We start from the raw sequence: 26,700 nt of genomic DNA on the forward strand, positions 1-26,700 counted from the left end.
TCCATACATGTGTGTGGATTTTTTTTGCCAATAACATCCCGATAACTAAGCGAATTACCGCTAATAATACCCGGAATACAGGATGTATTATTCGGCGGTGTTATTTTTATAATATTTGATTTTATTTGGTTTTTTTAATTAAAAAAATCATTGGCATTAATTGTATGGTTTAATCAGGATGTGAATGAGATTTTAAAATATCGTGAAAGTGGGTTAACATAGATTTACTTCATTCACCTGCGATGCAATAGAATTATTATGCCTGCAATGAAAAAGACAATTATTTCTCTGACAACACTGGCGTTATTCGTCAGCTCTGCTAGCTACGCTAACGCGGATTCCACGCAAAAAACTGACTTCCTGCTGATTGGCGGCGGTATTATGAGCGCCTCTCTCGGGACGTGGCTCCAGGAGCTGCAGCCGGACTGGAAACAGGTCATGGTTGAGAAGCTTGACGGCGTGGCGCTTGAGTCCTCTAACGGCTGGAATAACGCCGGTACCGGGCACTCGGCAAATATGGAACTGAACTATACGCCGGAGCGCCCGGACGGTTCTATTGATGTCAGCAAAGCGCTGGAAATTAACGAACAGTTTATGATTTCCCGCCAGTTCTGGTCCGCACAAATTCAGCGCGGTATTTTGAACGACCCGCATTCGTTTATTAATTCCACACCGCACATGAGTTTTGTCTGGGGCGATAAAAACGTTGAGTATCTGACCAAGCGCTATGCCGCGTTGCAGAAAACCACGCTGTTCCAGGGGATGAAATTCTCCACCAACCACGAGCAAATTAAACAGTGGGCTCCGCTGGTGATGGAAGGGCGCGACCCAAATCAAAAAGTGGCGGCGACCTGGACGCCAGTAGGGACCGACGTTAACTACGGTGAAATTACCCGCCAGCTGATCGGCAGCCTGAAAAAAAGCCCGAATTTCTCCCTGCAGACCTCTTCTGAAGTCACCGACTTCAAACGCAACGGCGATAATTCCTGGCACGTCACTATCAAAGACGTCACCAGCGGCAAAGAGCACGCCATCGACGCGAAATATGTCTTTATCGGGGCTGGCGGCGGTGCACTGAAACTGCTGCAGGAAACCGGTATTCCGGAATCGAAAAACTACGCCGGTTTCCCGGTGGGTGGCTCCTTCCTGATGACCGAAAACCCGGCGGTAACCAGCCAGCATCTTGAAAAAGTGTATGGTCAGGCCTCCGTGGGTGCACCGCCGATGTCCGTGCCGCACATTGATGCCCGCTTTATCGACGGCAAGCGCGTGGTGCTGTTCGGGCCGTTCGCGACCTTCTCTACCAAATTCCTGAAAAACGGCTCTTTCTTTGATCTGCTGAGCACCACCACCACCAGCAACTTTATGCCGATGACCGACGTAGGTCTGGATAACTTTGACCTGGTGAAATACCTGATTGGTCAGGTGATGCTGAGTGATGAAGATCGCTTTGAAGCGCTGAAAGAGTACTACCCGCAGGCGCGTAAAGAAGACTGGAAACTGATTCAGGCTGGCCAACGCGTGCAGATCATCAAAAAAGATGAAAACAAAGGCGGCGTCCTGAAGCTCGGTACCGAAGTGGTTGTTGACCAGCAGAAAACCATTTCTGCTCTGCTGGGCGCATCCCCAGGCGCGTCTACCGCGGCACCTATCACGCTGAACGTGCTGAAGCAGATGTTCCCGCAGCAGTTCAACTCGCCTGAGTGGCAGAGTAAGGTCCGCGCTGTTGTGCCAAGCTACGGCCAGGAGATGAACGGCAACGCGGCGTTGACGCAGAAAGTGTGGGATGACACCGCGGCCACGCTGCAGCTGACCAAACCGCCGGTCATTCAAATGAACGACCAGAGCGCAACCCCGGTAGCAAAACCAGCCGAAGCGAAAGCGGACGCGGCTACCCAGCACGACATGGCGCTGTAAGTTAACGCCTCAGCCAGCCGCTGTTACGACAGAGGCAATGATAAAAAAAGCCAGCCGCAAGGCTGGCTTTTCTCTTTCAGGTGCCGTTACAGCCCGCGTTTATCCATCAGCAGGGCAAGGTCAACCAGGCGGTTAGAGAAGCCCCATTCGTTGTCGTACCAGGCCAGGATTTTCACCAGGTTACCGCCAATCACCAGGGTCGAAAGCCCGTCAATAATCGAAGATCGCGGGTCGCCCTGATAGTCGCTGGAAACCAGCGGCTCATCGCTGTAGCCCAGAATGTCTTTCAGCGGGCCAGATTCAGCGGCTTTGCGGAACGCGGCATTCACTTCTTCCGCCGTGACATCGCGTTTGAGCGTCACGGTTAAATCAACGATAGACACCACTGGTACAGGCACGCGCAAAGAGTAGCCTGTCAGGCGACCGTCAAGCTCGGGGATAACCCTGCCGAGGGCTTTAGCCGCGCCGCTGGAATATGGCACAATCGATAGCGCTGCCGCACGTGCACCACGCAGGTCTTTTTCTGGCTGGTCGTGCAGCGCCTGGCTGTTGGTGTAGGCGTGAGTCGTGTTCATCAGGCCGTGTTCAATGCCGAATGCCTGATGCAGTACCTGCGCGGCAGGGGCCAGGCCGTTGGTGGTACAGCTGCCGTTGCTGACCACAAAGTGTTTCTGCGGATCGTAACTTTCGTGGTTCACGCCCAGCACGATAGTCAGATCGTCGTCTTTGCCTGGGGCAGAAATGATCACGCGTTTTGCGCCGCCGTGGGTGATGTGAACTTCAGCTTTTTCGCGGCTGGTGAAGAAGCCGGTGGCCTCGATAACGACATCTACGCCAACCTCATGCCATGGGATCTGCGCCGGATCTCTTTCGCTAAAAACGCGAACCGGCTTGCCATCAACGTGGAGCAGCCCTTCGGAGGCTTCCACTGGCGCAGGCAGTTTACCCATCAGCGAGTCGTGTTTTAACAGGTGCGCAAGGGTTTTGCTGTCCGTCAGATCGTTGATGGCCACGATCTCAATATTGGGGTTACCCAGGGCAGCGCGCAGCACGTTACGTCCGATTCGGCCAAAACCATTAATCCCGACCTTAACCATGATTCACTCCTTCTCTTGAATGTCTGAGGTCAGAGTAGGCGCAGAGTGAAATGGCGTAAATGACAAAAAAGGATCAATTCATGCCAACTTCCGGCAGTGGAAGCGCTCGCGGTATTCCCCCGGAGTGAGGTGAAGCTGGCGCTCAAAGACGCGGCGCAGGTTAATGGCGGTGCCAAAGCCCGAGGCGCAGGCGACCCGCTCCAGGGTGTCGTTCGACTGCTCAAGATGATGGCGGGCGGCGGCCAGCCGGGCTTCTTCCACATAGCGGGCGGGCGTGACGCCGGTTTCACGGGTAAAGACGCGGGTAAAATTACGCGGACTCATGGCGACCCGTTCCGCCAGTTTTTCCACCGATAAATCCTCCGCCAGGTTATCCAGCAGCCAGTCCTGGAGCTGACTTATCGGCCCGGTATTGGCCGCCTGGCGCAGATGATAGCGGCTAAACTGTAGCTGACCGCCGGGGCGATGGAGGTACATCACCAGATCCTGGGCCACATCCCGCGCGAGGGTAAAGCCGTAATCCGCCTCAACTAACGCGAGCGTAAGGTCAAAGCCGGAACTCACGCCGCCGGAGGTCCACACCGGGCCGTCCTGAATATACAGAGGGCCGCCTTCCACTTTGATTTGCGGCCACCTGGCCTGCATCTCTTCCAGCATTCGCCAGTGGGTGGTTGCCCGGCGGCCATCCAGCAGCCCGGCGCGGGCCAGCAGCATCGCACCGCCGCACACGGAGGCAATGCGCTGAGTATTTGGCGCGGCGCGGCATAACCAGTCGACCACCGCACTGCCTTCAGGTTCGCTCTGGCCTTTGCCGGTGATCATGATGGTGTCGCGGGGCTCATTGGGGTCGAGGTCGGCCAGCCTGTGGTCAGCCAGCAGGTTCAGGCCGGACATGCCGTGTACGACGTGATGAGGTTGAGTGGTGGCGATACTGATGCGGTAGCGAGGCTCGGTCAAGGCGTCCGCATGCAGGCGGTTAGCCTGCATCAGAATATCGGCGATACCGGCGGCTTCGAACAGCATGCCGCCGTCAGGAACAATTATCAGGATCGTTTTCATGTCCTGAAAAGTACGCTTTTAACAAATTAAGTCAAGTGGGCTAGCCGTAATGCCGCTGCCCCCAGGCCAGGGCGGTTTCAATCAGTCGGGCTAGCACCTGCTGGAATTGGGTTCCTTTCTCGTCAGACCAGGCAAAACTCTCTTCATCCATGTAGCAACACTGCGCCACTTCCAGCTGTACCGCATGGATATTTTGCTGTGGCGCACCGTAATGGCGCGTGATGTACCCGCCCTTGAAGCGCCCGTTCAGCACTTTGCTGTAGCCGTTGAAGTGCTCGCTGGTTTTTAACAGTTCAGCGCTGAGTACCGGATCGCAGCTGGTGCCGTCTGCGGTGCCGAAGTTAAGATCCGGCAGGCGGCCTTCGAACAGGCGAGGTACCACGGATTTGATGGAATGCGCATCCCACAGCAGCGCATAGCCAAAGGTTTCTTTCAGCCTTGCCAGTTCCTGGGCCAGCGCCTGATGATAGGGCTGCCAGATGTTGGTCAGGATATCTGCTCTGGCCTGCACATCGGGGCATTTTCCCGCCTCGAACAGCGGTTCACCGTCGAAAAAAATGTCCGGGTAAAGCCCGGTAGTGGCGGTGGTGTACAGCGGCTTATCGTCCGACGGGCGGTTCAAATCCACCACGTAGCGGGAGTAGTTGGCGCTGAGTATGCTGGCACCCATCTCGCGTATAGGCTGATAAAGTTTGGGAATATGCCAGTCGGTATCTTCCAGTTTTTTGGCACGCGCCGTCAGCCCGTTTGCCACTTCCGGCGTTAACTGTGTACCGGGATGCGGCATGCTGATCAGCAGCGGCAGCTTGCCCTGATGAAGCTCAAAGCCCTTAATCATTCCACACCTCTTTACCTTGATAGATAACCTGTTTGGAGAGCGTGCCGCCCAGCCAGTAGCTCAGCTCGGCGGGATGATCTATTTCCCAGGCAACAAAGCTGGCTTCTTTCCCGGCTTCAAGAGTGCCCGTTTTCTCACCGATCCCGAGTGCGCGCGCCGCATTCAGCGTCACGCCAGCAAGCGCTTCTTCCGGCGTCAGGCCAAACAGCGTGCAGGCCATATTCATCATCAGACGCAGGGATTGCACCGGGGAGGTGCCCGGGTTCAGATCGCTGGAAATGGCTATTGGCACATGATGTTTACGCAGCAGCGCCACCGGCGGCTTCTGCGTTTCGCGCAGGAAGTAAAATGCGCCGGGCAGCAGCACGGCGGTCGTACCGTGTTTTGCCATCAGCGCAATATCGTCCTCGCAGAGATATTCCAGATGGTCGGCGGAAAGCGCATTGTGGCGGGCGGCGAGCCCCGCGCCATGCAGCAGCGAAAGCTGTTCGGCATGAAGCTTAACCGGCAGGCCCAGCTCATGGGCTTTCACAAAGACGCGCTCAACCTGCGGCACGGAAAAGGCCAGGTGTTCACAGAAGGCATCGACGGCGTCAACCAGCCCTTCGCGATGCAATTCCGGTAACCAACGTTCGCAAACGTCAGTGATAAAATCGTCGCTGCGGTCTTTGTATTCCGGGGGCAGGGCGTGTGCAGCCAGGCAGGTACTGTAAATCGTCAGCGGCAGACTTTGTGCCAGCTGGCGGGCAACGCGCAGCATTTTGCGCTCGTCGTCAAAGCTGAGGCCGTAGCCCGATTTCACTTCCAGAGTCGTCACGCCGTCTTTACGCAGCGCATTGATACGGCGACTGGCGCTTGCCAGCAGCTCGGCTTCGCTGGCCTGACGCGTGGCCTTCACCGTGCTGGCTATCCCGCCGCCGGCTGCGGCAATATCCGCGTAGGTGGCCCCGTTCAGGCGCATCTCAAATTCCTGGCTGCGGTTGCCGCCGAACACGCTGTGGGTGTGGCAGTCGATAAGGCCGGGGGTGACGAATTTACCCTGAAGGTCGCGTTCTTCGTCGTGGGGCTGGTTGGGACGCTGGCTTTCGGGGCCAACCCAGGCAATTTTCTCACCTTCGGTCAGCAGCGCCGCGTCTTCGATAATATTGTACTTGCCGCTGACCATGGTGGTGATGCGGCAGTTACGCCATAAAATCCGCATAAGATCTCTCTCATCAGGACGGGGCACGACGAAAGCCGCGCCCCAGGGGAACTACTTCGCCAGCATTGGCAGGTTCAGGCCGTGTTCTCTGGCGCACTCAATAGCAATATCATAGCCCGCATCCGCGTGGCGCATCACGCCGGTGGCCGGGTCGTTGTTCAACACGCGAGCAATACGCTCCGCCGCTTCGTCGGTACCGTCGCAGACGATAACCATGCCGGAGTGCTGTGAGAAGCCCATGCCGACGCCGCCGCCGTGGTGCAGGGAAACCCAGGTCGCGCCGCTGGCCGTGTTCAGCAGGGCGTTCAGCAGTGGCCAGTCGGACACGGCATCGGAGCCATCCTGCATCGATTCGGTTTCGCGGTTGGGGCTTGCCACCGAGCCGGAATCAAGGTGATCGCGGCCAATGACGATAGGGGCGGACAGCTCGCCGCTTCTGACCATTTCGTTAAACGCCAGGCCCAGTTTTGCGCGCTGGCCGAGGCCGACCCAGCAGATACGCGCCGGCAGGCCCTGGAAGCTAATGCGCTCTTTGGCCATGTCAAGCCAGCGGTGCAGGTGCTTGTCGTCCGGGATCAGCTCTTTGACTTTGGCATCGGTGCGGTAAATATCTTCCGGGTTGCCGGAGAGTGCGGCCCAGCGGAAAGGCCCGATCCCACGGCAGAACAGCGGGCGAATATAGGCCGGCACAAAGCCCGGGAAATCAAAGGCGTTGCTGACGCCCATCTCTTTGGCCATCTGGCGGATGTTGTTGCCGTAATCAAAGGTAGGGATGCCCTGCTGCTGGAAGGCGAGCATCGCTTTCACGTGCTCCGCCATGGACGCTTTCGCTGCCTGAGTGACCACCGCAGGCTCAACGGCTGCGCGCTCGCGATACTCTTCCCAGCTCCAGCCAACGGGCAGGTAGCCGTTGAGCGGGTCGTGGGCGCTGGTCTGATCGGTAACCATGTCCGGGCGCACGCCGCGCTTCACCAGTTCAGGCAGAATTTCTGCCGCATTACCGTGCAGGGCAATAGAAACAGCTTTCCCTTCGCCGGTGTAGCGTTTGAGGCGGTTGAGGGCGTCGTCCAGATCTTTAGCCTGTTCGTCGACATACCCGGTGCGCAGGCGGAAGTCGATGCGCGACTGCTGGCATTCAATGTTCAGTGAACAGGCACCGGCAAGGGTAGCGGCCAGCGGCTGCGCGCCGCCCATGCCGCCGAGACCCGCGGTGAGCACCCAGCGCCCGGTTAGCGAGCCGTTGTAGTGCTGGCGGCCAGCTTCCACGAAAGTTTCATAGGTGCCCTGCACAATGCCCTGGCTGCCGATGTAGATCCACGACCCGGCGGTCATCTGGCCGTACATCGCCAGACCTTTGGCGTCCAGCTCATTGAAGTGTTCCCAGTTAGCCCAGTGCGGCACCAGGTTAGAGTTGGCAATCAGCACGCGAGGGGCGTTGGCGTGGGTTTTAAAGACGCCAACCGGCTTGCCGGACTGCACCAGCAGGGTTTCATCATCATTCAGGGCTTTGAGCGCTTCGACCATTTTGTCGTAGCACTCCCAGTTTCTCGCCGCCCGGCCAATGCCGCCGTAAACCACCAGTTCTTTCGGGTTTTCAGCCACATCGGGATCGAGGTTATTCATCAGCATGCGCAGCGGAGCTTCCGTCAGCCAGCTTTTGGCATTCAGCTTCGTGCCGCGTGGCGCCCTGATTTCAACATCACGATAACGAGAAAACTCACTCTTCATGGGGTTCACCTTGTTTTGAAGATAACGGGGAAAGTGCTCACGAAAAATACCATGTCATCTTTTCGTTTGCTTGTATATACATGATTAGCACATTTGATGCCAGGCACGAAAAAACATTTTATTATTCTTTTAAATCAACACATTAAATAATAACGGATAAGTAGTTACATCATATATCGTTTCTTTTTCGACCTCTTCCGCACTATTTTGGCGCTCTTTACAAAGAGATTGATCCTTTTTGGGGCAAAAATAGCAGTTCAGATAGCTGGCAAATCGCCCGGAAGGCACCGTTTAATCCTGATAAAAATCACGGATTGATCACACTTAAAATTTAATAAATTCATTATTTATTTGTTTTTAAACAATAAATTTGATCATTTTTAATGTTGCGTATTTGTTATGGCACAGGCTTTGCAGATTGTACATACAATGCTATACATAGCTTTTTTACGCAGCCGTTCATTTCTTCGGCAGCCAGATGACCATGAGGCGTAGCGATGATTACTTTCAACAATGTGACCAAGTTTTATGACGACGGCACGGTCGTGGTGGATGGACTGAATCTCACCGCACCCGGCGGCAAGATCACCGTGCTGGTAGGCCCTTCAGGTTGTGGGAAAACAACGTCACTGCGCATGATTAATCGGCTGATCGAGCCGTCTTCCGGCGACATTCTGCTTAACGGCGAATCCACCTCCGCCATGGATGTGGTGCAGCTGCGCCGCCGCATTGGCTACGTTATCCAGAATGCGGGCCTGTTCCCGCATCGAAACATCATCGACAACATTGCTACCACCGCGATCCTCAACGGCATGCCTAAGGCCAAAGCCCGTGCGCGAGCGGGGGAACTGCTGGAAGTCGTCGGCCTGGCCCCGCAGCTGGCCAAACGCTATCCGTGGCAGCTTTCCGGTGGCCAGCAGCAGCGTGTCGGGGTTGCCCGAGCGTTGGCCGCTGACCCGGAGTTCATGCTGATGGATGAACCCTTTAGCGCCGTGGACCCGGTGGTGCGTGACCAGTTGCAGGAGGAGTTTCTCCGCATTCAAAAGGAAGTGAGTAAAACCATCATTATGGTGACGCACGATATTGACGAGGCGATGAAGCTGGGCGATCTGGTCGCGGTCCTGAAGCCCGGCGGCAAGCTGGGGCAGATGGCATCCCCGGGTGAACTGCTTAACGCCCCGCAGAGTGATTTTGTCGCCGACTTTATTGGCCGCGACCGCGGCTATCGCAAGCTGAGTTTCTACAATTCCGGGCCGCTTACCTCAATGCAAACGGAGCCGACCGCCGAAGTGGGCACGCCTATTGATATGGCTCGCAACATTGCGGTGCAGCGCTGGCTGCTGGTCACCCGCGAAGGCAAAGCCTGCGGCTGGTTTGATACGCATCAGCAGGTTGAGGCCGTGGTGCCGGAGCACATTAATCTGGGCGCCACCTTCTTCCCGCAAACCGGCACGCTGCGCCAGATGCTTGACTCTGCGCTCAGCTCGCCGTGCCACCGGGCGGTGGTGATTGGCGAGCGGGCAGAAGTGCTGGGGACGCTGGGGCTGGATCACGTCCTGGATGCCTGCAAGTCGATGGCGCGGGAGGCGGTATGAGATTTGACTGGCTGTGGGCGCAGAGCGACAAAATTTTCCATTTGCTGCTGTGGCATCTCTACCTTTCGGTGACGCCGATCCTGATTGGCCTGCTGCTGGCCATTCCGGCTGGCTGGCTGGTGAGCAGTATGCCGCGCGTGAAGGGCGTCATTCTTAACCTGTTCGGGCTGCTGTACACCATCCCGTCACTGGCGCTGTTTGTGCTGCTGCCGCCGCTGCTCGGCACGCAGATCCTCGACCCGATCAACGTGGTGGTGGCGCTGACAATTTATAGCTTTGCGCTGCTGGTCAGAACCGTGTGCGACGGGCTGGATTCAGTACCCACCGACACCCGGCAGTCCGCCTTTGCCCTCGGCTACAAACCGGTGCACCAGTTTTTCCAGGTTGATTTGCCGCTGGCGGTGCCGGTGATTGGCTCCGGGATGCGGGTTGCCGTGGTGTCTAACGTCAGCATCGTTTCCGTCGCTGCGCTGATCGGTGCCCCGCAGCTTGGGTCGCTGTTTACCCAGGGGTTTCAGCTGCAGTTTCTGACGCCGATTATTGCCGGCATCGTGCTGTGTATCGTGCTGGCTTTCGTGCTCGACTGCGTGGTTGTGGCCGTCACCCGCTCATTAAGCCGCTGGCAGCCAACAAGGGGATAAAGTATGTCTGACTGGTTCTTTACGCTCAGCCACTGGTATGGCGATGACGGTATTATTCCACTGCTGGCGCAGCATATCGGCTACAGCGCGGTGGCACTGGCGATAGCGATAGCCATTGCGTTTCCTGTGGGCTGTTACACCGGCCATACCGGCAAAGGGGAGGCGCTGCTGATTGGCACCACCAACGCGCTGCGCTCCCTGCCGTCGTTTGGCCTGATTATCCTGCTGGTTATTCTGATGGCGGGCTACTTCGAGTCCGACATGGCCTTTATTCTGCCGTGCATCATCGTGCTGGTGGTATTAGCCCTGCCGCCGATAGCGCTGGGCGTGCATGCGGGGATTCGCTCCGTTGACCCCAGCGTGCACGACGCCGCCAAAGGCATCGGCCTGACGCCGTTCCAGGTGCTGACTCAGGTGGAGTTACCCTGCGCCACGCCGTTGATTCTGTCCGGCATTCGCAGCGCCACGCTGCAGATTATCTCTACTGCTACCATCGCGGCCTACGTCTCCCTTGGCGGCCTGGGGCGGTTGATTATCGATGGCCGTGCGGCGAACGATTTTGCCCAGATGACCGCTGGCGCGGTGCTCGTTGCCATTCTGGCGCTGCTCGTAGATGTGTTCTTTTCCCTTTCGGTGAAGTACGTGGTGTCCCACGGCATTTCCCGACGTATCAAAACCCAGTGATGTTGAGCCCGTTAATTACACAAGGTGAAAGCGATGAATATGAAGAAACGTTGTTTGACGCTGTTGAGTGCCGCGATGCTGTCCGTTGTTTCCTCCGCGTGGGCGGCAGATGCGGGGCAGAAGGTAATTATTGGCTCGGCTGACTTCCCGGAAAACCAGCTGCTGGCGACGATTTACGCCGGGGCGCTGGAAGCACAGAACATCCCGGTGGAGAAGAAGCTCAACATCGGCAGCCGCGAAGTTTACATTCCGGCCCTGCTGGACGGCTCCATTAATGTTATCCCGGAGTACAGTGGCGCACTGCTGAGCTACCTGGATGCCAAGAACACGGCGCACAGTTCTGACGAAGTGGCGACCGCGCTGGCGGCGAAGCTGCCGGCCAAAGTGAAAATGCTGAATACCTCCGTGGCGCAAAACAGCGACGTTATCGCCGTCACCAAAAAAACGGCGGATAAATACAACCTCAAAACCATTGAAGACCTGAAGCCTCATGCGGCGGAGCTGATTCTGGGCGGCCCGGCCGAATGGAAAACGCGTCACGAAGGCGTGCCGGGGCTGAAAGAAGTGTATGGCCTGAACTTCAAGAGCTTCAAAGTGCTGGACGTGGCTGGCCCGCTGACGCTGACCGCGCTGAAGAACAACCAAATTCAGGCGGCGGATTTAACCTCCACCACGCCTGAAATTCAGAAAGACCATCTGGTGGCGCTGGCCGATCCGAAAAACCTGTTTGCGGCGCAAAATATCGTCCCGATTGTGGCCACTACTACGCTGAATCCGACGATTGAGGGCACGCTGAATAAAGTCTCGGCTCAGTTAACCACCGCGGATCTGATCGCCATGAACGGGCAGCTTGCGGAATTTGCCAGCATTGATGACGTGGCGCATCAGTGGCTGGTTAAACATGGTCTGAGCAAGTAAGGGCGAACGATGACAAGACAAACTGGCTCCACCGCACGTTCCCATGAAACCGTCACCTTAGGCAGGGCGCAAACCACCATTGACGAGCTGGTACGCATTGCCGACGGGGCGCCGGTCAAACTGGCCCCCGAAGCCCTGGCGAATATGAACCACGTCAGCGGCTATATTCGACGGGCAATAGATGAGGGGCAGGTGATCTACGGCCTGACCACCGGGGTAGGCGACCTGGTGACGGAGCGCCTTTCCGCCGACCAAATCGCCAGCGTGCAGCTCAATATGCTGCGCAGCCACGCCTGCGGGATGGGGCCAGATTTGTCCGTGCGTGAAGTGCGCGCCATGATGGCGGTAATGCTGAAGTCGCTGCTGCAGGGGTATAGCGGCGTCAGCGCCGAGCTGGCGACACGCATGGCCGAAATGCTTAACCGGCAGGTGACGCCATGGTCACCGGCCAGCGGCTCGGTAGGCTATTTAATTGCGACGGCGCATATCGGACTGTCTCTGTTTGGCGAGGGGCAGTGCTGGTATCAGGGCGAGCTTCTGCCGTCCGCCGAAGCTTTGGCAAAAGCGGGGATTGCTCCCCGAGTGCCTGGCCCGCGCGAAGGCCATGCGCTGATCAGCGGCACCTACGAAATCACCGGCCTGGCGTGCCTTGCCGTGCATGATTTTGAGCGGCTGCTGCCGGTGGCGGACATGGCCGGCGGTATGTGCCTTGAGGCGCTGAAGGGCAATACTCGTGGCTATGATGCCCGTCTGCACGCCCTGCGTCCGCACGATGGGCAGCAGAAAACCGCCGCGATTCTTCGCCGGTTACTGAGCGGCAGCGAGATCTTTGCCCGCTACCGCGACCATCGGGTGCAGGATGCGCTCAGCCTGCGCTGCATTCCGCAAATTCACGGCGCGGTGCGCGACCAGCTCGCCCATTGCCGTCAGATTGTGACTATCGAACTCAATTCGGTGACCGATAACCCGGTCTTCCTTATCGAAGAAGATGCGCTGGTTATTCTGCCCGGTGGCAACGGGCACGGTGCGCCGCTGGCGCTGGCGCTGGATTCTCTGGCCGTTGCCATTGCCCAGGTCAGCACGGCGTCCCAGGCGCGATCGGATCGTATTACCAACGTGCACCTGAGCGGCCTGCCTGCGTTCCTGGTGGGCAGAAGCGGCGCGAACTCCGGGATGATGATCCCGCCTTACGTGGCCGCCGCGCTGGCGGGGGATAACCGCAGCCTGGCCGCGCCGTCGAGCGTGCATACCGTCACCACCTGTGCCGGGCAGGAAGACCATATCAGCATGGGCGTTTCTTCGGCGCGAAAAGCCATGCTGGCGGTGAGCAACGCGGTGGATATCGTTGCCATCGAGCTGCTGTGCGCCAGCCAGGCGCTGGAGTTTCACCGCCCGCTTCGCGCCTCGGTTGGCGCGGAGTTAACGCTGAGCATGGTGCGCGCCCGTGTGCCATTCCGTGAGACAGACACGGCGCTTTACCCGGATATGCACGCCGTGCGCGATTTGATTGCTGAGGGTGAGCTGAGCCAACGGCTGCTCGCCCTGGTTGAGGAGTCCGAACATGAGTGAAGCTTTGCAACCGCTGAAAGGCGTCAGAGTGCTTGATTTATCCCGTGTGCTGGCCGGCCCGTGGTGCGCCTCGCTGCTGAACGATCTCGGGGCGGAAGTCATCAAGATTGAGATGCCGGGCAGCGGGGATGACTCCCGTAGCTTCACCCCGCACATCGGCGGGGAAAGCAGCTACTTCATGCAGCTTAACCACGGCAAGAAAAGCGTCACTCTGGATTTAAAGGCACCGGAGGGGTTAGCCATTCTTAAGCAACTGGTGGCGCAGGCCGATGTGCTGGTGGAGAACTTCCGTCCGGGCGTAACCAAACGCCTCGGCATCGACTACGCGACGCTGCAGGAAATCAACCCGCGGCTGGTTTACGCCAGCATTTCCGGGTTTGGGCAGCACGGGGCGATGGCACACAAAGCTGCCTACGACCATATCGTGCAGGCCTACGGCGGCATTATGCAGGTCACCGGCTGGGCGGAAGGAGAGCCAACACGCGTCGGCGATGCCATTGGGGATGTTGTGGCCGGGTTGTACGGCAGTTGGGCGGTGCTCGCGGCTTTGCTGCAGCGCGGGATCAGCGGCAAAGGGCAGCATCTTGATGTGTCGATGCTCGACACGATGGTGACGATGCAAATGGTTTCCCTGACCCAGTGGATCGGCGGGCAGCCTTCCGCCGGGCGGCTGGGCAACGCGCACCCGATTAGCGCCCCGATGGACAGCTATCCGGCGCAGGATGGCCACATTGTCATTGCCGTCGCCAACGATAAACTTTTCCGCCAGCTTTGCTCGGCGATGAATAAGCCCGAACTGACAAGCGATCCGCTGTATCTCACCGATCCGCTACGCCTGGCGAACCAGCGGCCACTGCGGGAAGAAATTGAGCGCTGGCTGGTGGATAAAACGGTGAACGATGCTCAGGCCATTCTGGACCATGCGGGCGTCCCGGCTTCTGCCGTGCTGCGTCTCGACCAGATTCTGACCAGCGACTATGCGAAGGAACGTGAACTCGTTAAGCAGGTGACGCACCCGACGGCAGGCACCATCTCTATTGTTCCGCAGCCGGTGAAAATGAGCGCCATGCAGGCCGAGCCCGCGCTGGTGCCGCCTGGGCTGGGTGAGCATACGGCCAGCGTGCTGCGAGAATTACTGGCTATCGACGAGGCAACGCTGGCGCAGCTCAAGGCGCAGGGCGTCATTTAACCGGTGGAGAACGAAAATGGTGCAAATACATAAAGTGGCGGTGGTCGGGGCCGGAACGATGGGCGCGCGCATCGCCGTGGTGATGGCGCGAGCGGGCTACCGCGTTAGCCTGTGGTCGCGCTCTGAGCCGACGCTTGATAAAGCGCGGACTATTGTGGAATCGCTCGGCGCTGGTGAAGCCGTAGAGTTCACCACCTCCTTTGAGGCTTGCCTGAGCGACGCCCACCTGGTGTCCGAGAACGTTGCCGAAGACGTGGCGCTCAAGCAGCGCGTGCTGAGGGATGTCGAGCGCCTGGTGAGTGAGCATTGCGTTATCACGACGAACACTTCAAGCGTGTCTATTACGCTGCTGGCCTCGGCCTTGAGCCAGCCGCAGCGGCTGATCGGTATGCACTGGTTTAACCCGGCGGATACCATGCCGATGATCGAGATTGTGCGCGGGGCACAGACCGGGGATGACATCTGCCAGCGCGTGCGGGACATCTGCCAGCACCTGGGGAAAGAGACTATCGTCGTCAACCAGGATATTCCGGGTTTTATTATCAACCGGCTGCAGTACGCGATGCTGCGCGAGGCGCTTTACCTGGTGGATGCCGGAATCGGCTCCGTAGAGGATGTTGACTGCGCGGTGCAGCGCACGCTGGCGCCCCGCTGGGCGGCGATGGGGCCGATGAAGCTAATGGATTTTGCCGGGCTGGATACGGTAGAGAAAGTGGCCGGTATTTTACTGCCCGAATTGGATAACAGCGCTGAACTCCCGGCGTGGCTGAAAGCCAAAGTGGCCGACGGTAAGCTCGGCGCGAAAAGCGGGGAGGGCTTCTATGCGTGGACCGCAGAGACCGCCGCAGCCGGAATGCGCCACCGGGATGAAATCGTCAGGCAGCTGACCGGGGGAGATAAGCATGAGTGATATCCTTTCTCACGTTGATGGCGCGGTTGCGGTGGTGACGCTCAATCGGCCACAGAAATACAATGCGCTCACGGCTGAAATGCTTGATGAGCTGCTCGGCGTCTTAACCGAGCTGGACGGGCGACCGGACGTCAGGGCAATCGTTTTGCTTGGCTCTCCCAAAGCGTTTTCTGCCGGGGCGGATACCGGCACGCTGGCGTCTGCTTCGGCGACAACATTATGGCGCAGCGGATTCAGCGAGAAGTGGGACCAGGTGGCGAGCATTGAAACGCCGCTGATTGCCGCCGTGTCTGGCTACGCCCTCGGCGGTGGCCTGGAGCTGGCGCTGTTGTGCGACATTATTATCGCCGATTCAAGCGCCGTCTTTGGCCTGCCGGAAAGCCACATCGGGATTATCCCCGGGGCGGGCGGGACGCAGCGGCTGGTGCGCGCCGTGGGCAAATCGCTGGCGATGGACATGCTGTTAAGCGGCAGAAGAATTGACGCGCAGGAAGCGCTGCGTGCCGGGCTTGTCAGCCGCGTGACGGATTCGCTGGAAGAGCAGGCTTTAGCGCTGGCGACTCAGGTGGCAAAAGCCGCGCCGCTTGCCGCGATGATGATCAAAAAAGCCGTGGCGGCCAGCTACGAAATGCCGCTGAGTGCGGGCGTGGCCTACGAGCGATCGCTCTCTGCGTTAATTGCCGACAGCGAAGACCGGGCGGCGGGGCTGGCGGCGTTTAAAAATAAGCAATCGCCCGAGTTTAAGGGGCGATGAAGTGAGATAACGCTGAAACCGGCAGCCAGTCTGCCGGTTTTTTTATGCCGAAAGGGTGACGCGAGCGAAAAGGGAAGAGGCCGCAGAAACCACGCTGACCGTGGCCGGGGCGCTCATCAACAGGCTGTCGTAGTGTTGTAATACCTGGCGTTCACCGTTGACCTCAACCTCCAGAACGTCACCGGCATTAAATAGCAGCTGTGTACCCTGCTGGTGTTTCCAGGTGCCTTCCCGCAGCCAGCTTACCGTGGCTCGCGTGCTCTCTGCTTTATAGATGACGTTAAAGTCCAGCAGCGGCCCGCCGACAATCGTACAGCTGACTTCGCTGTCGCCGCTAAAATTCGTGGCCTGGAACGGTGTAATCAGCGGGCTTTGTTCGCCGTCGACGGTGAGATACATGCCTTCGCCTTCCAGCACGCTGATATTGCGCAGATAGCCTGAAAAAAGAGAGAAGGGGCCGTCCTGGCGGATGGTCGCCACCGAAATGCGCCAGGCGTAGTTATCCGTCGCCGGGAAACGATAAATTTCCCGCGTCACGCCCTGGCCGTTTTTCCAGAGCATTTCCGGGCACTGCTCGTAGGGCAGAAGCTGGATCATTTGTGCATGCTTCCTTCGAGGCGGTAGCGTGAACCCGGGTAAACCAGGCGCACGCTGGTGACGATTTTTTTGTTCTGGCGGCCGGTCCAGGTGCGACGATTGACCTGCAGGCAAGGCGTGTGCTCGTCGATTTCCAGATACGCGCACTCTTCGCGAGGCACGTTTACCGCCTCAATAATATGCTCACCTTCAACGATGGGCGCGATGGACGAGAGATAGGCGTTGGGCGTGATACGGGTGAAATCCTGCTGGAAGTAATCCGGCACGATCAGCGAGTTCACCAGGCGGTCTTCCAGCATCACCGGCACGCCGTTTTCGTAGTGGCAAATCAGCGAATGGAACAGGCGGCTGCCCTTGGGTAAATTGAAGGCCATGGCCTGCTGCGCGTCGGCATACACCTGGGTTAGCTCCAGCACGCGGGCGTGATGGCGGTGGCCGCGGCTGGCAATTTCGTCGGCAATATTATTGATTTCGAGCAGCGCGGACTGCCCGCGCACTTCGGCGACGAAAGTCCCGATGCCCTGCATACGCACCAGCAGACCTTCGGCGGTCAGTTCGCGCAGGGCGCGGTTGATGGTCATGCGGCTGTAGCCAAACTGATTCACCAGTTCACTTTCGGAGGGAACCCGGTAGTTTACTGGCCATAATCCACTATGAATATTGGTCTTAATAATGATTTTGACCCTTTCATAATAGGGGGCCGGCTGGTCCAGATTGTCGGTCTCTGCCGCTGCTTTAAAAACGTCGTTTTGTGCCATTCATCATTCCTCGCCCGGGTATCCTTTAAAGTTTACTCTACCCCTATTTGGATGTATATATACATGCATGTATATACAATTGATTAACATCGAACCGGGGTGCTGATATGGCGGTATATTTCGCGGCAAAAGCGCTTCTGCCGCAGGGCTGGGCGGAAAATGTCAGAGTGGGCGTTTCGCCCGAGGGCGTCATTCAGTCCGTGGTCGCTGACAGCGTGCCGGATGAAGGCGATATTCGCCTGGACGGCGTTGTTGTGCCGGGGATGCCGAACCTGCATTCGCACGCTTTTCAGCGGGCGATGGCGGGGCTGACGGAAGTCGTTGGCGACCCGGCAGACAGCTTCTGGACCTGGCGCGATCTAATGTATCGCCTGGTGGGCAAAATCACCCCGGAACAGCTGGAAACCATCGCCAGCTATCTGTATATCGAAATGTTAAAAGCCGGCTATACCTCGGTGGCCGAGTTTCACTATCTGCATCACGATGTGGACGGCAAAGCCTACGCGCAGCCTGCGGAACTGGCGCTGCGCGTGGCTCAGGCTGCAAAAAACGTCGGCATTGGCCTGACGCTGCTCCCGGTGCTATATACGTATTCCGGTTTCGGGGGGCAGCCCGCATCGTCGGGGCAGCGTCGCTTTATTAACGACACCGACAGCTACCTGAAGCTGTATGACAGCATTGCCACAGCGCTTGCCCCGGAGCCGATGCAGCGCGCCGGGTTGTGCTTCCATTCGCTGCGCGCCGTGACGCCGGAACAAATGCATCTGGTGCTGTCCAGCCAGCCGCAGCCTCAGCCGATACACATCCATATTTCCGAGCAGCAGAAAGAGGTGGCGGACTGCCTCGCCTGGTCCGGGCTGCGTCCCGTCGAGTGGCTGTATGACAATATGCCCGTCGATGATCGCTGGTGCCTGATTCACGCCACCCACATCACCGAAAGTGAAACGCGGCTTATGGCTGATTCTGGCGCAGTCGCCGGGTTGTGTTTGACCACCGAAGCGAATCTCGGGGACGGCATTTTCCCCGGGCAGGCGTTTTTGCAGCAGGGCGGCAACTGGGGCATTGGCTCGGACAGCCATATCAGCGTCAGCGTTAGCGAGGATTTACGCTGGTTTGAATACGGCCAGCGGCTGAATAACCGCCGCCGCAATTTGTTGCACCTTGAAACGGAGCCTTATGTCGGCAACGTGCTCTACCAGGGGGCGCTACACGGTGGGCGCATGGCGCTGGGGCAAAACATTGGCGAGCTGGCCGTAGGGGGGCGGGCCGACTGGCTGGTGCTGGACGGGGACGATCCGTTCCTGGCGACAGCGAAAGATAGCGAGCTGTTGAACCGCTGGATTTTTGCCTGCTCTTCTAACCCAATCAAAGACGTTGTGACCGGCGGGAAATGGGTGATACGCGAAGGGCGGCATGAGAAAGACGCAGAGATCAAAGCGGACTTCGCGCAGGTGTTGAAGCAGCTAACGCGTTAGTTACCCGGTGAAAATGCATATCCGCTATTGAGCTATCCGCCTCCGGGCTTTCAGGTTTTAATGCTGGCCTGCAAGTTCACGAGGAGAAAATCATGGCCAATGCACGTTATGCTATTTTGGGCGGCAGTTCTGGTATCGGGCTGGCGCTTGCCCGGAAGCTGACGTCTCGCGGAGACAGCGTCCTTATCGGCGGACGATCGGGGGAAAAACTGCAGGCGGCATTAGCTGAGCTTGGCCAAAATGCCGCAGGTAAAACGGTGGACGTGACCGACCGCCTGTCTCTCCGGGCATTCTTTTCGGATGCCGGGCCGCTGGCTGGGTTGTTTACCCCGGCGGCCTCTTATCAAACTGGCGATTTTCGCGATGGCGATGCCGCCACGTCCGAAGCGCTGTTTCAGGCCAAATTCTGGTCACAGTATTGGGCCGTCTATGAGGCGCTTCCCAATCTACATGCTTCCTCTGCCGTGGTGCTGATGTCCGGTGCCGCTTCTGCTCGCCCCATTGGTGCGCCAGCCTATGCCGCCTGCAATGCGGCGCTTGAGGGACTGGCGCGGGGCCTGGCGGTGGAGCTGAAGCCGGTGCGAGTCAACTGCCTGTCGCCGGGCACCACCGACAGCGAACTTTGGCGTAGCCGACCGGCTGAAGTGCGTGAATCGACCTACCAATATTGGAACAGTCTGGCGTTAAATGGTCGCCCAGGACACGTAGATGAGCAGGCCGCAACGGCACTTTTTTTACTGGATAATCATAATATTACCGGCAGTACAATTTATTGCGATGGCGGCTATACGCTGCGGTAGGCACGTTTGTCCGTGGGTGCTTTCGCACTCAAGTTAGCCCCGCCCGGGCCGATATTTTTTGCAGACCAACAATATGGGATGAATTAAATGACAGGTCCGATTGGTAGCATTGGCGTTTCTGTTCCCTCGATGGGGGCAAATATTGCGGCAAAGGTTAAAGCTCCGGTGGTCCCCGCCCCGGCGATCCAGGCCTCAACGCGCGTTACCCTCAGCGGAGCGAGCGACAGCATCAGCGCCGTTTATTCGTTCGGTGCCCAAAAGCTTCGGGCGAATACGCCCGCAGGCAACAGCAGTTTATCCGCGCTGATGGGGGCAACCCTTTCGCAGCCGGGTTCTGTCTCGTTTCAGGGGCTGGGTAAAGAGCTTCTGCTGGCGCTGAAAGATAATCCGAAAGGTTTCTCTCTGGCGGTTGCCTCGCCTGCGGCCGCCGCCGTAGAGGGCGACGTTGTGCAGGACAAAGACAGCGCGGTCGCGCTGAATATCGAGACAAAGAGCGGCGTAAAGGTCAGCATTTCGTTATCCCGCCAGTCTGAAGGCCTGGTCGCGCAAGTTCAGACCAGCGGCGGCGATCTGACCGACGATGACGTGGCGGCGATCTCGGGCCTGGCGGATGGCTTCCAGAACGTGCTTGATGGCCTGTCGCAGCAGCCACCGGCGATAAAAATTGGCGGACTGCTCAACGTTGATAGCAGGCTGTTCAAGTCCGTGGAGCTGAACACCGATGTCAGCCAGGCCGGCAGCTCAATCCAGTCTCTGAGTTTCCAGAGCGACAGCGCTCGGCGCACGCTCAGTTATAAAGACGGCGACGCCACGTTTAACCTGACGACCGACCTCAGTAACGCGGGGACATTGGGCAGCAAAAGTCAGCAGGCCCAGGCGCTTTCCGCCTATGAGAAACAGCTCGACGGAGCCGGATCCCGCGGCCATGCGAACAAAGCCCAGCTTGCCCTGTTTAAAAGCGCCTTTCACGCGCTGAACAGCGATTATGGCTCTAACGAATCGAAAACCAGTGGGATACAGCAAAGCATCACTGTTTCTGCAGAAGATAAAGCACGCTCTTACTTGAGCGGGCTGGCTGATTTTACCGCGTCCTTTAAACAGTCGGACGTGGCCTCAAACCCTTACAAGTCCGAGGAAAAAGACAGTTTTTCCTATGACTTTAGCCAGACCACTCAGGGCAGCACCGATACCCGGGGTGACCTGAGTAAGCTGGCTCAGAGCACGAAGGCGAGTCTTAAGGCCAGCTATCATGAGTCGCTGGTCCCGGGCAGAAAATTGGATCTCACGGGACTGAAATCCTCACAAAATTATACTTATCATGTGATTAGTGAAGAAACGTCGACCCAAACAACGCTGGCGTTCAAAAAGGGCAATCTGGCGAGCGTGGAAACCAGCCGCTCGACCCATAACGCCGAATATGTTCAGACTTACGTTGCGGCGCGTTTGACCGATGAGAAACGCACCCCGTTTGATAAGGAAGAGACGAAGAAGGTCAATCTCCTGGCGGATAATGTCAACCTGAAATCAACCAATCCATTGAATCTGAAATAATCCTGCTACCCACGCTGCGGCGTGGGTTTTTTACCTCTGTCGGGGAACCGGCTCGCCGGCGTTACCACTCAGCCTCAATTGCCCAACGAGTGGAATACCCTCCGATGAGAAACATCCTTAATACTTTCCGTCCTACACAGTCAGATCCTCGCCTGCAGGCGCAAAGCGGCCAGTCAAGCCGCACCGCCAGAACGTCAGCCACGGCATCGTCGTCCCGCAACGTGAATAACCCGTCCACACGGTTGGTGCAGGATTTCGCGAAGCTAAGCGGCAAAAACCTGAGGGCCAACGTGCTGCTTAACAGCGATGATAATTCGGTACCTATTCACCATAAAAGCCCGTCGGCGCTGCTGAAAGCGATAGACGATAATATTTCAAATACGGCCAGAGAGTGGGGGATGCCTAAGCATGAAGTTGAGGCGATGCTGGGCAGCAGCAAGCGCATTAACGAGCCTGTTTGCGGCGTTACGGCGAATAACGTGATGAAGCTTTTCCTCGACACCGACCATTTCAGCTACGCTTTTGAACACGGGCGAACAATGTCGTTACCCCAGCTTCAGCAACAGCTTGCCAATTTACCCGCCCACAAACACTTTATTTTGCGCGTGAATGACGCAGGCATGGGCCATGCTTACGTGATTGATCTCCCGGCCAGCACAAAACCAAGGCGCGATGCGTTTCTGTATCAGTCGGATTTAGGGGAAGGGGCGACTCGCCCGCTGCGTCTTGACGACTGGATGAGCAAGAAAGCTGCACAGCCGGTTTCGCTGAACGATATCAATACGCATTTTATGAACATGGCGCACGGGCGAATCGATCCGGGGCATATTGCTAAGCTGTTCGACGTCGACAGTAACCCGAATATGCTGCGCCCGGAGCGCCTGGATCTACAAAGGAATCAAGGTTTTAATTTTCAGCTGGCGGAATACGCCCCGGCGAATCTGGAGAAAAACGTCTCGGCGATTAAAGCCCGATGCGGCTAAGTATTTGCCGCCGGTAGCAGGGAATAAATCCACGTTTAATGTGGATTTATTCCGCTTTGTCGCCAGAGAAAAAGCGGCCTTTTGGCGAGTCGGGGCTGGACTAACTCAATGTGATCTCTATCATGTCGGTGTCACTACAGAACAAGAGAACGTGCTATGCAACATATCATCGAAGGCTTTCTTAACTTCCAGAAAGAGATTTTCCCGCAGCGCAAAGAGCTCTTTCGCAGCCTGGCGTCCAGCCAAAATCCTAAAGCGCTTTTTATTTCCTGTTCCGACAGCCGACTGGTGCCGGAGCTGGTAACACAGCAGGAACCGGGGCAGCTCTTCGTTATTCGTAATGCCGGCAATATCGTGCCTTCTTTCGGTCCGGAGCCGGGCGGCGTTTCGGCAACCATCGAGTACGCGGTTGTTGCCCTTGGCGTAACCGATATTGTGATTTGCGGGCACTCTAACTGCGGTGCGATGAAAGCTATCGCCTCCTGCCAGTGCCTGGATCCGATGCCGGCCGTTGCGCACTGGCTGCACTATGCCGATGCGGCAAAAGCGGTTGTGGAAAAGAAAACCTGGAACAACGAGACCGATAAGGTCAACGCCATGGTAGAAGAAAACGTTATCGCCCAGCTGAACAACATTAAAACGCATCCTTCCGTCGCGGTAGGGCTGCGTAACAACGGCCTGCGCCTGCACGGCTGGGTTTACGATATCGAAAGCGGTGAAATTCGCACGCTGGATAAAAACAGCAAATCCTTTGTTTCCCTGGCGGATAACCCTGACGTTTGTTTCGAATAAATTCACGCCAGCGCTCTTGCAGATAAAAAAATCCACGTTTTGCGTGGATTTTTTACATCTATGGATAAATAAAGACGCCAGAAGCAGGATTGTGGAGATTTCACGGATTTACTTTCCCTATACGGAAAAGCTTGAGGCGGCGGGATTATAATCGACATAAAGCGGGCGAATGCTCGCGCTCAGCCGCAGGTCAGGAGAGTTTAAGATGAAAAAGTATCTGTATGTATTGGCTATGTCTGCGCTGATTGTTGTGCCGTCCCTGGCGCAGGCGCGTCCTGGCCCCTGGTTTGGTCATGGCCCAGGATTCTGGTCTGGCCCGCGGTATTATCCGGGGCCGCATTATTTCTATGGCGGGCCGCGTTTAACCGTATTGCCTGGGCTTGCCACGGCCATTATCGTAGGCGGCCTGACCTATTACGTGGTCAACGGAATTTACTACCAGCGTCAGGGGGCGGAATACATTCGCGTAGAGACGCCGTCCAGCATCAATTCTGGCGTCAGCGTGCTGGATTACAACGGCAAACGCTATTACGTGCGTAACGGCAGCTATTACCAGAAGGATATTAACGGTAACTATTTCGAAGTGCCGCGCCCCGCCGGACTGTAATCCCCATTTTGTTCAGCCTGTGTGGCAGGCGGTAATGTAGGAAACCCACCGTCAGCGTGGGTTTCTTTTGGCATTAACTGACGCCTTAGTTTCCCTCTTTTCTCAACGTTCGCCCTCCCGTCAACCCTTGGGCCGGTCTTCCACGCCTGTTCACCATCAGTTTTTCATATTGGTACATCTACACATCAATTTGGTTACATAAAATCTACAACTTAGTTCGCAAATTCATTATCAGCAGGGTGTGGTTTACGCGCATTGCTTGTATATACATGAGTGATCATTTGATGTGCGATGGGTTTTCCGGCGTTTAATCAGGTTCAGCGAGGTCGTTATGTCTTCCTTTTCATCCACAGAAGAACAGTCCAAAAAGAGCTCACGTCTAAGCGAGAGCCGATCTATTGATTACATTCCTGACGGGGAACGTCACGGGCATCCTTTTAGCCAGTTTACTCTTTGGTTCGGCGGCAATTTGCAGATCACCGCGATTGTCACCGGCGCGCTGGCCGTGGTGCTGGGCGGCGACGTCGTCTGGTCGCTGGTGGGGCTGTTTGTGGGGCAGGTTCTGGGGGCATCGATCATGTCCTTCCACGCTTTGCAGGGGCCGCGTCTTGGCCTGCCGCAGATGATCATCTCCCGGGCGCAGTTTGGCGTTTACGGGGCGGTGATTCCGCTGGTGCTGGTGTGTATCATGTATATCGGCTTTTCCGCCAGCGGCACCGTGCTGGCGGGGCAGGCAATGGCGCATTTGCTGTCAATCAGCGATGTCAGCGGGATGATCCTGTTCAGCGCCATTATTATCGTCATTGCCGTGCTCGGGTATCGCGTGATCCATAAGCTTGGCAAGGTCGCCAGTGTTGTTGGCGTGCTGGCTTTTGCCTGGCTGTTTGGGTCGCTGCTGTTCGACGCCGATCTCGCGGGCATTCTGCAAAATAACCATTTCTCCATGCCGATGTTTTTGCTGGCGGTGTCGCTGTCCTCTTCCTGGCAAATTGCCTTTTGCCCCTATGTTTCCGATTACTCGCGCTACCTGCCGCGAGACGTGTCTGGTCCGAAGGTGTTTTTCTCGGTGTTCAGCGGCACCGTGCTGGGGACTCAGGCTTCAATGACGCTGGGCGTTATCACCGCTGCGATTGCCGGGAGCGCTTTTTCCGGACACGAAGTCGGCTACATTGTGGGGCTGGGCAAAACCGAAACCATGGCGATGCTGATTTATTTTGCTATCTGCTTCGGCAAAATTACTTTTACCACGCTGAACGCCTACGGCAGCTTTATGTCGCTGACCACCATTGTGTCAGGGTTCCGCAAGCAGGTGACCCTGAGCCAGAAGAACCGCATTCTGTTTGTGGTGCTGATGGTGGCGGCTTCATGCATCATTGCGCTGCTGAGTGAACCGGCATTCCTGAAACACTTCACTCATTTCCTGCTGTTCTTGCTGGCCTTCTTTGTGCCGTGGAGCGCCATTAGCCTGACCGATTACTTCTTTATTTCGTCCCGAGCCGTAGATATTCCCGCGCTGTTTGATGCCGATAAGCGCTATGGCCGCTGGAACCTGTTTGGCATAGGGGTTTATATCGTCGGGGTGCTGATTCAGCTGCCGTTTATTGAGAACCCGCTTTTCCACGGCTCGCTGACGTGGCTATTCGACGGCAACGATGTGTCGTGGATCATTGGCTGGTTTGGTACGGCGATTCTCTATTATGGCCTGCATCGCCTCGATAAACGCGTTCTGCCAGCGGCGACGGTTTACCCGAATAGCGCTGCTCGCTGATTTTTCTGTGTTTAAAAAAAATCCACGCCTGAGCGTGGATTTTTTATGCCCGAAGGGAAGGGGTTAGACGTTGAACAGGAAGTTCATCACGTCGCCGTCTTTCACGATGTAGTCTTTACCTTCGGCGCGCATTTTGCCGGCTTCTTTTGCGCCTTGCTCGCCTTTGTAGGTGATAAAGTCTTCATAGGCGATGGTTTGCGCGCGGATGAAGCCTTTTTCGAAGTCGGTGTGGATTTTACCCGCCGCCTGTGGAGCAGTCGCGCCGACAGGGATGGTCCACGCGCGCACTTCTTTCACGCCAGCGGTGAAATAAGTCTGCAGGCTCAGCAGCTCGTAGCCTGCGCGGATCACGCGGTTCAGGCCCGGCTCTTCCAGACCCAGCTCGGCCATGAACTCTTCGCGGTCGGCATCGTCCAGCTCGGCGATGTCGGATTCAACCGCGGCGCAGACGGCAACCACGACGGAACCTTCACCAGCGGCAATTTCGCGGACTTTATCGAGGTACGGGTTGTTTTCAAAACCGTCTTCGTTAACGTTGGCGATGTACATGGTTGGCTTCAGGGTCAGGAAGCTCAGGTATTTGATCGCCGCCTTATCTTCTTCGGTCAGATTTTTCAGCGCGCGCAACATACCGGCGTTTTCCAGCTGTGGCAGGCATTTTTCCAGCGCCGCCAGCTCGGCTTTAGCGTCTTTGTCGCCGCCTTTGGCTTTCTTCTGCACGCGGTGAATAGCGCGCTCGCAGGTGTCCAGGTCAGACAGCGCCAGCTCGGTATTGATAACTTCAATGTCGTCAGCCGGATCCACTTTATTGTTTACGTGGATGATGTTGTCGTTTTCAAAGCAGCGCACCACGTGGCCGATAGCTTCGGTTTCACGGATGTTGGTCAGGAACTGGTTGCCCAGGCCTTCACCTTTAGATGCGCCTTTCACCAGGCCTGCGATGTCCACGAATTCCATGGTGGTCGGCAGAATACGCTGGGGTTTAACGATTTCGGCCAGCTTGTCCAGACGCGGGTCCGGCATTGGCACCACACCCGTGTTCGGCTCAATGGTACAGAACGGGAAGTTAGCCGCTTCGATACCTGCTTTGGTCAGGGCGTTGAACAGCGTGGATTTGCCCACGTTCGGCAAGCCGACGATACCGCATTTGAATCCCATGGTTTAAATCACCTTAATTGCTTGATTATCAATGAATTTAACTGTTTTCATTGAAAAAATGTAGATAACTTTGCGCATTATACACTGAAACCACCGCCAGCGGGCGTGGAA

Annotated in this window: 24 protein-coding genes; 16 read left to right on the forward strand and 8 right to left on the reverse strand. The window is 57.0% G+C overall.

Features of this window, described 5'->3' with window-relative positions; translation table 11 throughout:
- Positions 1 to 258: 258 nt before the first annotated feature.
- Positions 259 to 1,917 carry a malate dehydrogenase (quinone) gene (mqo, locus tag A936_RS02095; protein ID WP_085938874.1) on the forward strand — a complete coding sequence of 553 codons (1,659 nt, stop codon included), beginning with the start codon at positions 259 to 261 and terminating at the stop codon, positions 1,915 to 1,917.
- A gap of 86 nt (positions 1,918 to 2,003) precedes the next feature.
- On the opposite strand, the gene gap is transcribed toward mqo, so the two are convergent.
- The 5 genes from gap to hutU all read right to left on the reverse strand — a co-directional run bounded on the left by gap (position 2,004) and on the right by hutU (position 7,840).
- The gene (gene gap, locus A936_RS02100; RefSeq protein WP_008454119.1) at positions 2,004 to 3,014 is read right to left on the reverse strand and encodes a type I glyceraldehyde-3-phosphate dehydrogenase; all 1,011 of its coding nucleotides are present in this window, start codon (positions 3,012 to 3,014) and stop codon (positions 2,004 to 2,006) included.
- Between the two features lie 78 nt (positions 3,015 to 3,092).
- A complete protein-coding gene (locus A936_RS02105) occupies positions 3,093 to 4,073 on the reverse strand; it encodes a GlxA family transcriptional regulator (protein ID WP_008454121.1) in 981 nt (326 codons plus the stop codon).
- Positions 4,074 to 4,113: 40 nt separating this feature from the next.
- Positions 4,114 to 4,911 carry an N-formylglutamate deformylase gene (gene hutG, locus A936_RS02110; RefSeq protein WP_008454123.1) on the reverse strand — a complete coding sequence of 266 codons (798 nt, stop codon included), beginning with the start codon at positions 4,909 to 4,911 and terminating at the stop codon, positions 4,114 to 4,116.
- Entirely contained in the window at positions 4,904 to 6,112 is a 1,209-nt protein-coding gene (gene hutI / locus A936_RS02115) for an imidazolonepropionase (RefSeq protein ID WP_008454125.1), read from the reverse strand. The genes hutG and hutI overlap by 8 nt, the downstream gene beginning before the upstream one ends.
- Positions 6,113 to 6,163: 51 nt before the next feature.
- A complete protein-coding gene (hutU, locus tag A936_RS02120) occupies positions 6,164 to 7,840 on the reverse strand; it encodes a urocanate hydratase (RefSeq protein WP_008454128.1) in 1,677 nt (558 codons plus the stop codon).
- Between the two features lie 497 nt (positions 7,841 to 8,337).
- Between hutU and A936_RS02125 the strand changes: the two genes are divergently transcribed.
- Genes A936_RS02125 through A936_RS02160 form a run of 8 tightly spaced genes read left to right on the forward strand, consistent with a single transcriptional unit; the run spans position 8,338 to position 16,100 of the window.
- Positions 8,338 to 9,435: an ABC transporter ATP-binding protein gene (locus A936_RS02125; RefSeq protein WP_008454130.1), complete on the forward strand. Its 1,098-nt coding sequence runs from the start codon at positions 8,338 to 8,340 to the stop codon at positions 9,433 to 9,435.
- Positions 9,432 to 10,076 (forward strand): ABC transporter permease, encoded by a 645-nt coding sequence (locus tag A936_RS02130; protein ID WP_008454132.1) that lies wholly within the window; start codon positions 9,432 to 9,434, stop codon positions 10,074 to 10,076. Before A936_RS02125 ends, A936_RS02130 begins: the two co-directional genes overlap by 4 nt.
- Positions 10,077 to 10,079: 3 nt before the next feature.
- Positions 10,080 to 10,760 (forward strand): ABC transporter permease, encoded by a 681-nt coding sequence (locus tag A936_RS02135; protein WP_008454133.1) that lies wholly within the window; start codon positions 10,080 to 10,082, stop codon positions 10,758 to 10,760.
- A gap of 33 nt (positions 10,761 to 10,793) precedes the next feature.
- A complete protein-coding gene (locus A936_RS02140; protein WP_008454135.1) occupies positions 10,794 to 11,678 on the forward strand; it encodes an ABC transporter substrate-binding protein in 885 nt (294 codons plus the stop codon).
- Between the two features lie 9 nt (positions 11,679 to 11,687).
- A complete protein-coding gene (locus A936_RS02145; RefSeq protein ID WP_008454137.1) occupies positions 11,688 to 13,247 on the forward strand; it encodes an HAL/PAL/TAL family ammonia-lyase in 1,560 nt (519 codons plus the stop codon).
- On the forward strand, positions 13,240 to 14,436 hold the full coding sequence (locus tag A936_RS02150) for a CaiB/BaiF CoA transferase family protein (RefSeq protein ID WP_008454139.1): 1,197 nt from the start codon (positions 13,240 to 13,242) through the stop codon (positions 14,434 to 14,436). Before A936_RS02145 ends, A936_RS02150 begins: the two co-directional genes overlap by 8 nt.
- A 16-nt stretch (positions 14,437 to 14,452) precedes the next feature.
- Positions 14,453 to 15,346 (forward strand): 3-hydroxyacyl-CoA dehydrogenase family protein, encoded by an 894-nt coding sequence (locus A936_RS02155; protein WP_008454141.1) that lies wholly within the window; start codon positions 14,453 to 14,455, stop codon positions 15,344 to 15,346.
- Positions 15,339 to 16,100 (forward strand): enoyl-CoA hydratase, encoded by a 762-nt coding sequence (locus tag A936_RS02160; RefSeq protein WP_008454143.1) that lies wholly within the window; start codon positions 15,339 to 15,341, stop codon positions 16,098 to 16,100. Before A936_RS02155 ends, A936_RS02160 begins: the two co-directional genes overlap by 8 nt.
- A gap of 42 nt (positions 16,101 to 16,142) precedes the next feature.
- Here the strand turns inward: A936_RS02160 and A936_RS02165 are convergent, their stop codons facing one another.
- Positions 16,143 to 16,697: a HutD/Ves family protein gene (locus A936_RS02165; RefSeq protein ID WP_008454145.1), complete on the reverse strand. Its 555-nt coding sequence runs from the start codon at positions 16,695 to 16,697 to the stop codon at positions 16,143 to 16,145.
- On the reverse strand, positions 16,694 to 17,455 hold the full coding sequence (gene hutC, locus A936_RS02170; RefSeq protein WP_008454147.1) for a histidine utilization transcriptional repressor HutC: 762 nt from the start codon (positions 17,453 to 17,455) through the stop codon (positions 16,694 to 16,696). The genes A936_RS02165 and hutC overlap by 4 nt, the downstream gene beginning before the upstream one ends.
- A gap of 107 nt (positions 17,456 to 17,562) precedes the next feature.
- On the opposite strand from hutC, the gene A936_RS02175 reads away from it, so the two are divergent.
- The 7 genes from A936_RS02175 to A936_RS02205 all read left to right on the forward strand — a co-directional run bounded on the left by A936_RS02175 (position 17,563) and on the right by A936_RS02205 (position 25,431).
- Positions 17,563 to 18,930: a formimidoylglutamate deiminase gene (locus tag A936_RS02175; RefSeq protein ID WP_008454148.1), complete on the forward strand. Its 1,368-nt coding sequence runs from the start codon at positions 17,563 to 17,565 to the stop codon at positions 18,928 to 18,930.
- Positions 18,931 to 19,022: 92 nt separating this feature from the next.
- Positions 19,023 to 19,730 carry an SDR family oxidoreductase gene (locus A936_RS02180; protein WP_008454150.1) on the forward strand — a complete coding sequence of 236 codons (708 nt, stop codon included), beginning with the start codon at positions 19,023 to 19,025 and terminating at the stop codon, positions 19,728 to 19,730.
- 87 nt (positions 19,731 to 19,817) lie between these two features.
- Positions 19,818 to 21,281, forward strand: coding sequence for a hypothetical protein (locus A936_RS02185; protein WP_008454152.1), 1,464 nt, complete (start codon positions 19,818 to 19,820; stop codon positions 21,279 to 21,281).
- 104 nt (positions 21,282 to 21,385) lie between these two features.
- Positions 21,386 to 22,264, forward strand: a complete 879-nt coding sequence (locus A936_RS02190) for a cycle-inhibiting factor (protein WP_008454153.1) — start codon at positions 21,386 to 21,388, stop codon at positions 22,262 to 22,264.
- A 156-nt stretch (positions 22,265 to 22,420) separates the two neighbouring features.
- On the forward strand, positions 22,421 to 23,056 hold the full coding sequence (locus tag A936_RS02195) for a carbonic anhydrase (protein WP_008454155.1): 636 nt from the start codon (positions 22,421 to 22,423) through the stop codon (positions 23,054 to 23,056).
- A gap of 205 nt (positions 23,057 to 23,261) precedes the next feature.
- Entirely contained in the window at positions 23,262 to 23,663 is a 402-nt protein-coding gene (locus tag A936_RS02200) for a DUF6515 family protein (protein ID WP_008454157.1), read from the forward strand.
- Between the two features lie 331 nt (positions 23,664 to 23,994).
- Complete coding sequence (locus A936_RS02205) at positions 23,995 to 25,431, forward strand: purine-cytosine permease family protein (protein ID WP_008454158.1); 1,437 nt, start codon at positions 23,995 to 23,997, stop codon at positions 25,429 to 25,431.
- 63 nt (positions 25,432 to 25,494) lie between these two features.
- Here the strand turns inward: A936_RS02205 and ychF are convergent, their stop codons facing one another.
- The gene (gene ychF, locus A936_RS02210) at positions 25,495 to 26,589 is read right to left on the reverse strand and encodes a redox-regulated ATPase YchF (RefSeq protein WP_008454161.1); all 1,095 of its coding nucleotides are present in this window, start codon (positions 26,587 to 26,589) and stop codon (positions 25,495 to 25,497) included.
- Positions 26,590 to 26,700: the final 111 nt, after the last annotated feature.

It is taken from the genome of Enterobacter sp. Ag1 (assembly GCA_000277545.1).
In the GTDB taxonomy this organism is placed as follows: domain Bacteria; phylum Pseudomonadota; class Gammaproteobacteria; order Enterobacterales; family Enterobacteriaceae; genus Cedecea.

Bases quoted from the DNA above. Each gene is read 5' to 3' on its own strand.
- A936_RS02135 (WP_008454133.1), top strand. From the start codon at position 10,080: ATGTCTGACTGGTTCTTTACGCTCAGCCACTGGTATGGCGATGACGGT.
- A936_RS02175 (WP_008454148.1), top strand. From the start codon at position 17,563: ATGGCGGTATATTTCGCGGCAAAAGCGCTTCTGCCGCAGGGCTGGGCG.
- hutI (WP_008454125.1), bottom strand. From the start codon at position 6,112: ATGCGGATTTTATGGCGTAACTGCCGCATCACCACCATGGTCAGCGGC.
- A936_RS02180 (WP_008454150.1), top strand. From the start codon at position 19,023: ATGGCCAATGCACGTTATGCTATTTTGGGCGGCAGTTCTGGTATCGGG.
- hutC (WP_008454147.1), bottom strand. From the start codon at position 17,455: ATGGCACAAAACGACGTTTTTAAAGCAGCGGCAGAGACCGACAATCTG.
- A936_RS02105 (WP_008454121.1), bottom strand. From the start codon at position 4,073: ATGAAAACGATCCTGATAATTGTTCCTGACGGCGGCATGCTGTTCGAA.
- A936_RS02160 (WP_008454143.1), top strand. From the start codon at position 15,339: ATGAGTGATATCCTTTCTCACGTTGATGGCGCGGTTGCGGTGGTGACG.
- hutU (WP_008454128.1), bottom strand. From the start codon at position 7,840: ATGAAGAGTGAGTTTTCTCGTTATCGTGATGTTGAAATCAGGGCGCCA.
- A936_RS02155 (WP_008454141.1), top strand. From the start codon at position 14,453: ATGGTGCAAATACATAAAGTGGCGGTGGTCGGGGCCGGAACGATGGGC.
- A936_RS02140 (WP_008454135.1), top strand. From the start codon at position 10,794: ATGAATATGAAGAAACGTTGTTTGACGCTGTTGAGTGCCGCGATGCTG.
- gap (WP_008454119.1), bottom strand. From the start codon at position 3,014: ATGGTTAAGGTCGGGATTAATGGTTTTGGCCGAATCGGACGTAACGTG.
- ychF (WP_008454161.1), bottom strand. From the start codon at position 26,589: ATGGGATTCAAATGCGGTATCGTCGGCTTGCCGAACGTGGGCAAATCC.
- A936_RS02190 (WP_008454153.1), top strand. From the start codon at position 21,386: ATGAGAAACATCCTTAATACTTTCCGTCCTACACAGTCAGATCCTCGC.
- A936_RS02205 (WP_008454158.1), top strand. From the start codon at position 23,995: ATGTCTTCCTTTTCATCCACAGAAGAACAGTCCAAAAAGAGCTCACGT.
- A936_RS02195 (WP_008454155.1), top strand. From the start codon at position 22,421: ATGCAACATATCATCGAAGGCTTTCTTAACTTCCAGAAAGAGATTTTC.
- hutG (WP_008454123.1), bottom strand. From the start codon at position 4,911: ATGATTAAGGGCTTTGAGCTTCATCAGGGCAAGCTGCCGCTGCTGATC.
- A936_RS02125 (WP_008454130.1), top strand. From the start codon at position 8,338: ATGATTACTTTCAACAATGTGACCAAGTTTTATGACGACGGCACGGTC.
- A936_RS02130 (WP_008454132.1), top strand. From the start codon at position 9,432: ATGAGATTTGACTGGCTGTGGGCGCAGAGCGACAAAATTTTCCATTTG.
- A936_RS02145 (WP_008454137.1), top strand. From the start codon at position 11,688: ATGACAAGACAAACTGGCTCCACCGCACGTTCCCATGAAACCGTCACC.
- A936_RS02150 (WP_008454139.1), top strand. From the start codon at position 13,240: ATGAGTGAAGCTTTGCAACCGCTGAAAGGCGTCAGAGTGCTTGATTTA.
- A936_RS02200 (WP_008454157.1), top strand. From the start codon at position 23,262: ATGAAAAAGTATCTGTATGTATTGGCTATGTCTGCGCTGATTGTTGTG.
- A936_RS02185 (WP_008454152.1), top strand. From the start codon at position 19,818: ATGACAGGTCCGATTGGTAGCATTGGCGTTTCTGTTCCCTCGATGGGG.
- A936_RS02165 (WP_008454145.1), bottom strand. From the start codon at position 16,697: ATGATCCAGCTTCTGCCCTACGAGCAGTGCCCGGAAATGCTCTGGAAA.
- mqo (WP_085938874.1), top strand. From the start codon at position 259: ATGCCTGCAATGAAAAAGACAATTATTTCTCTGACAACACTGGCGTTA.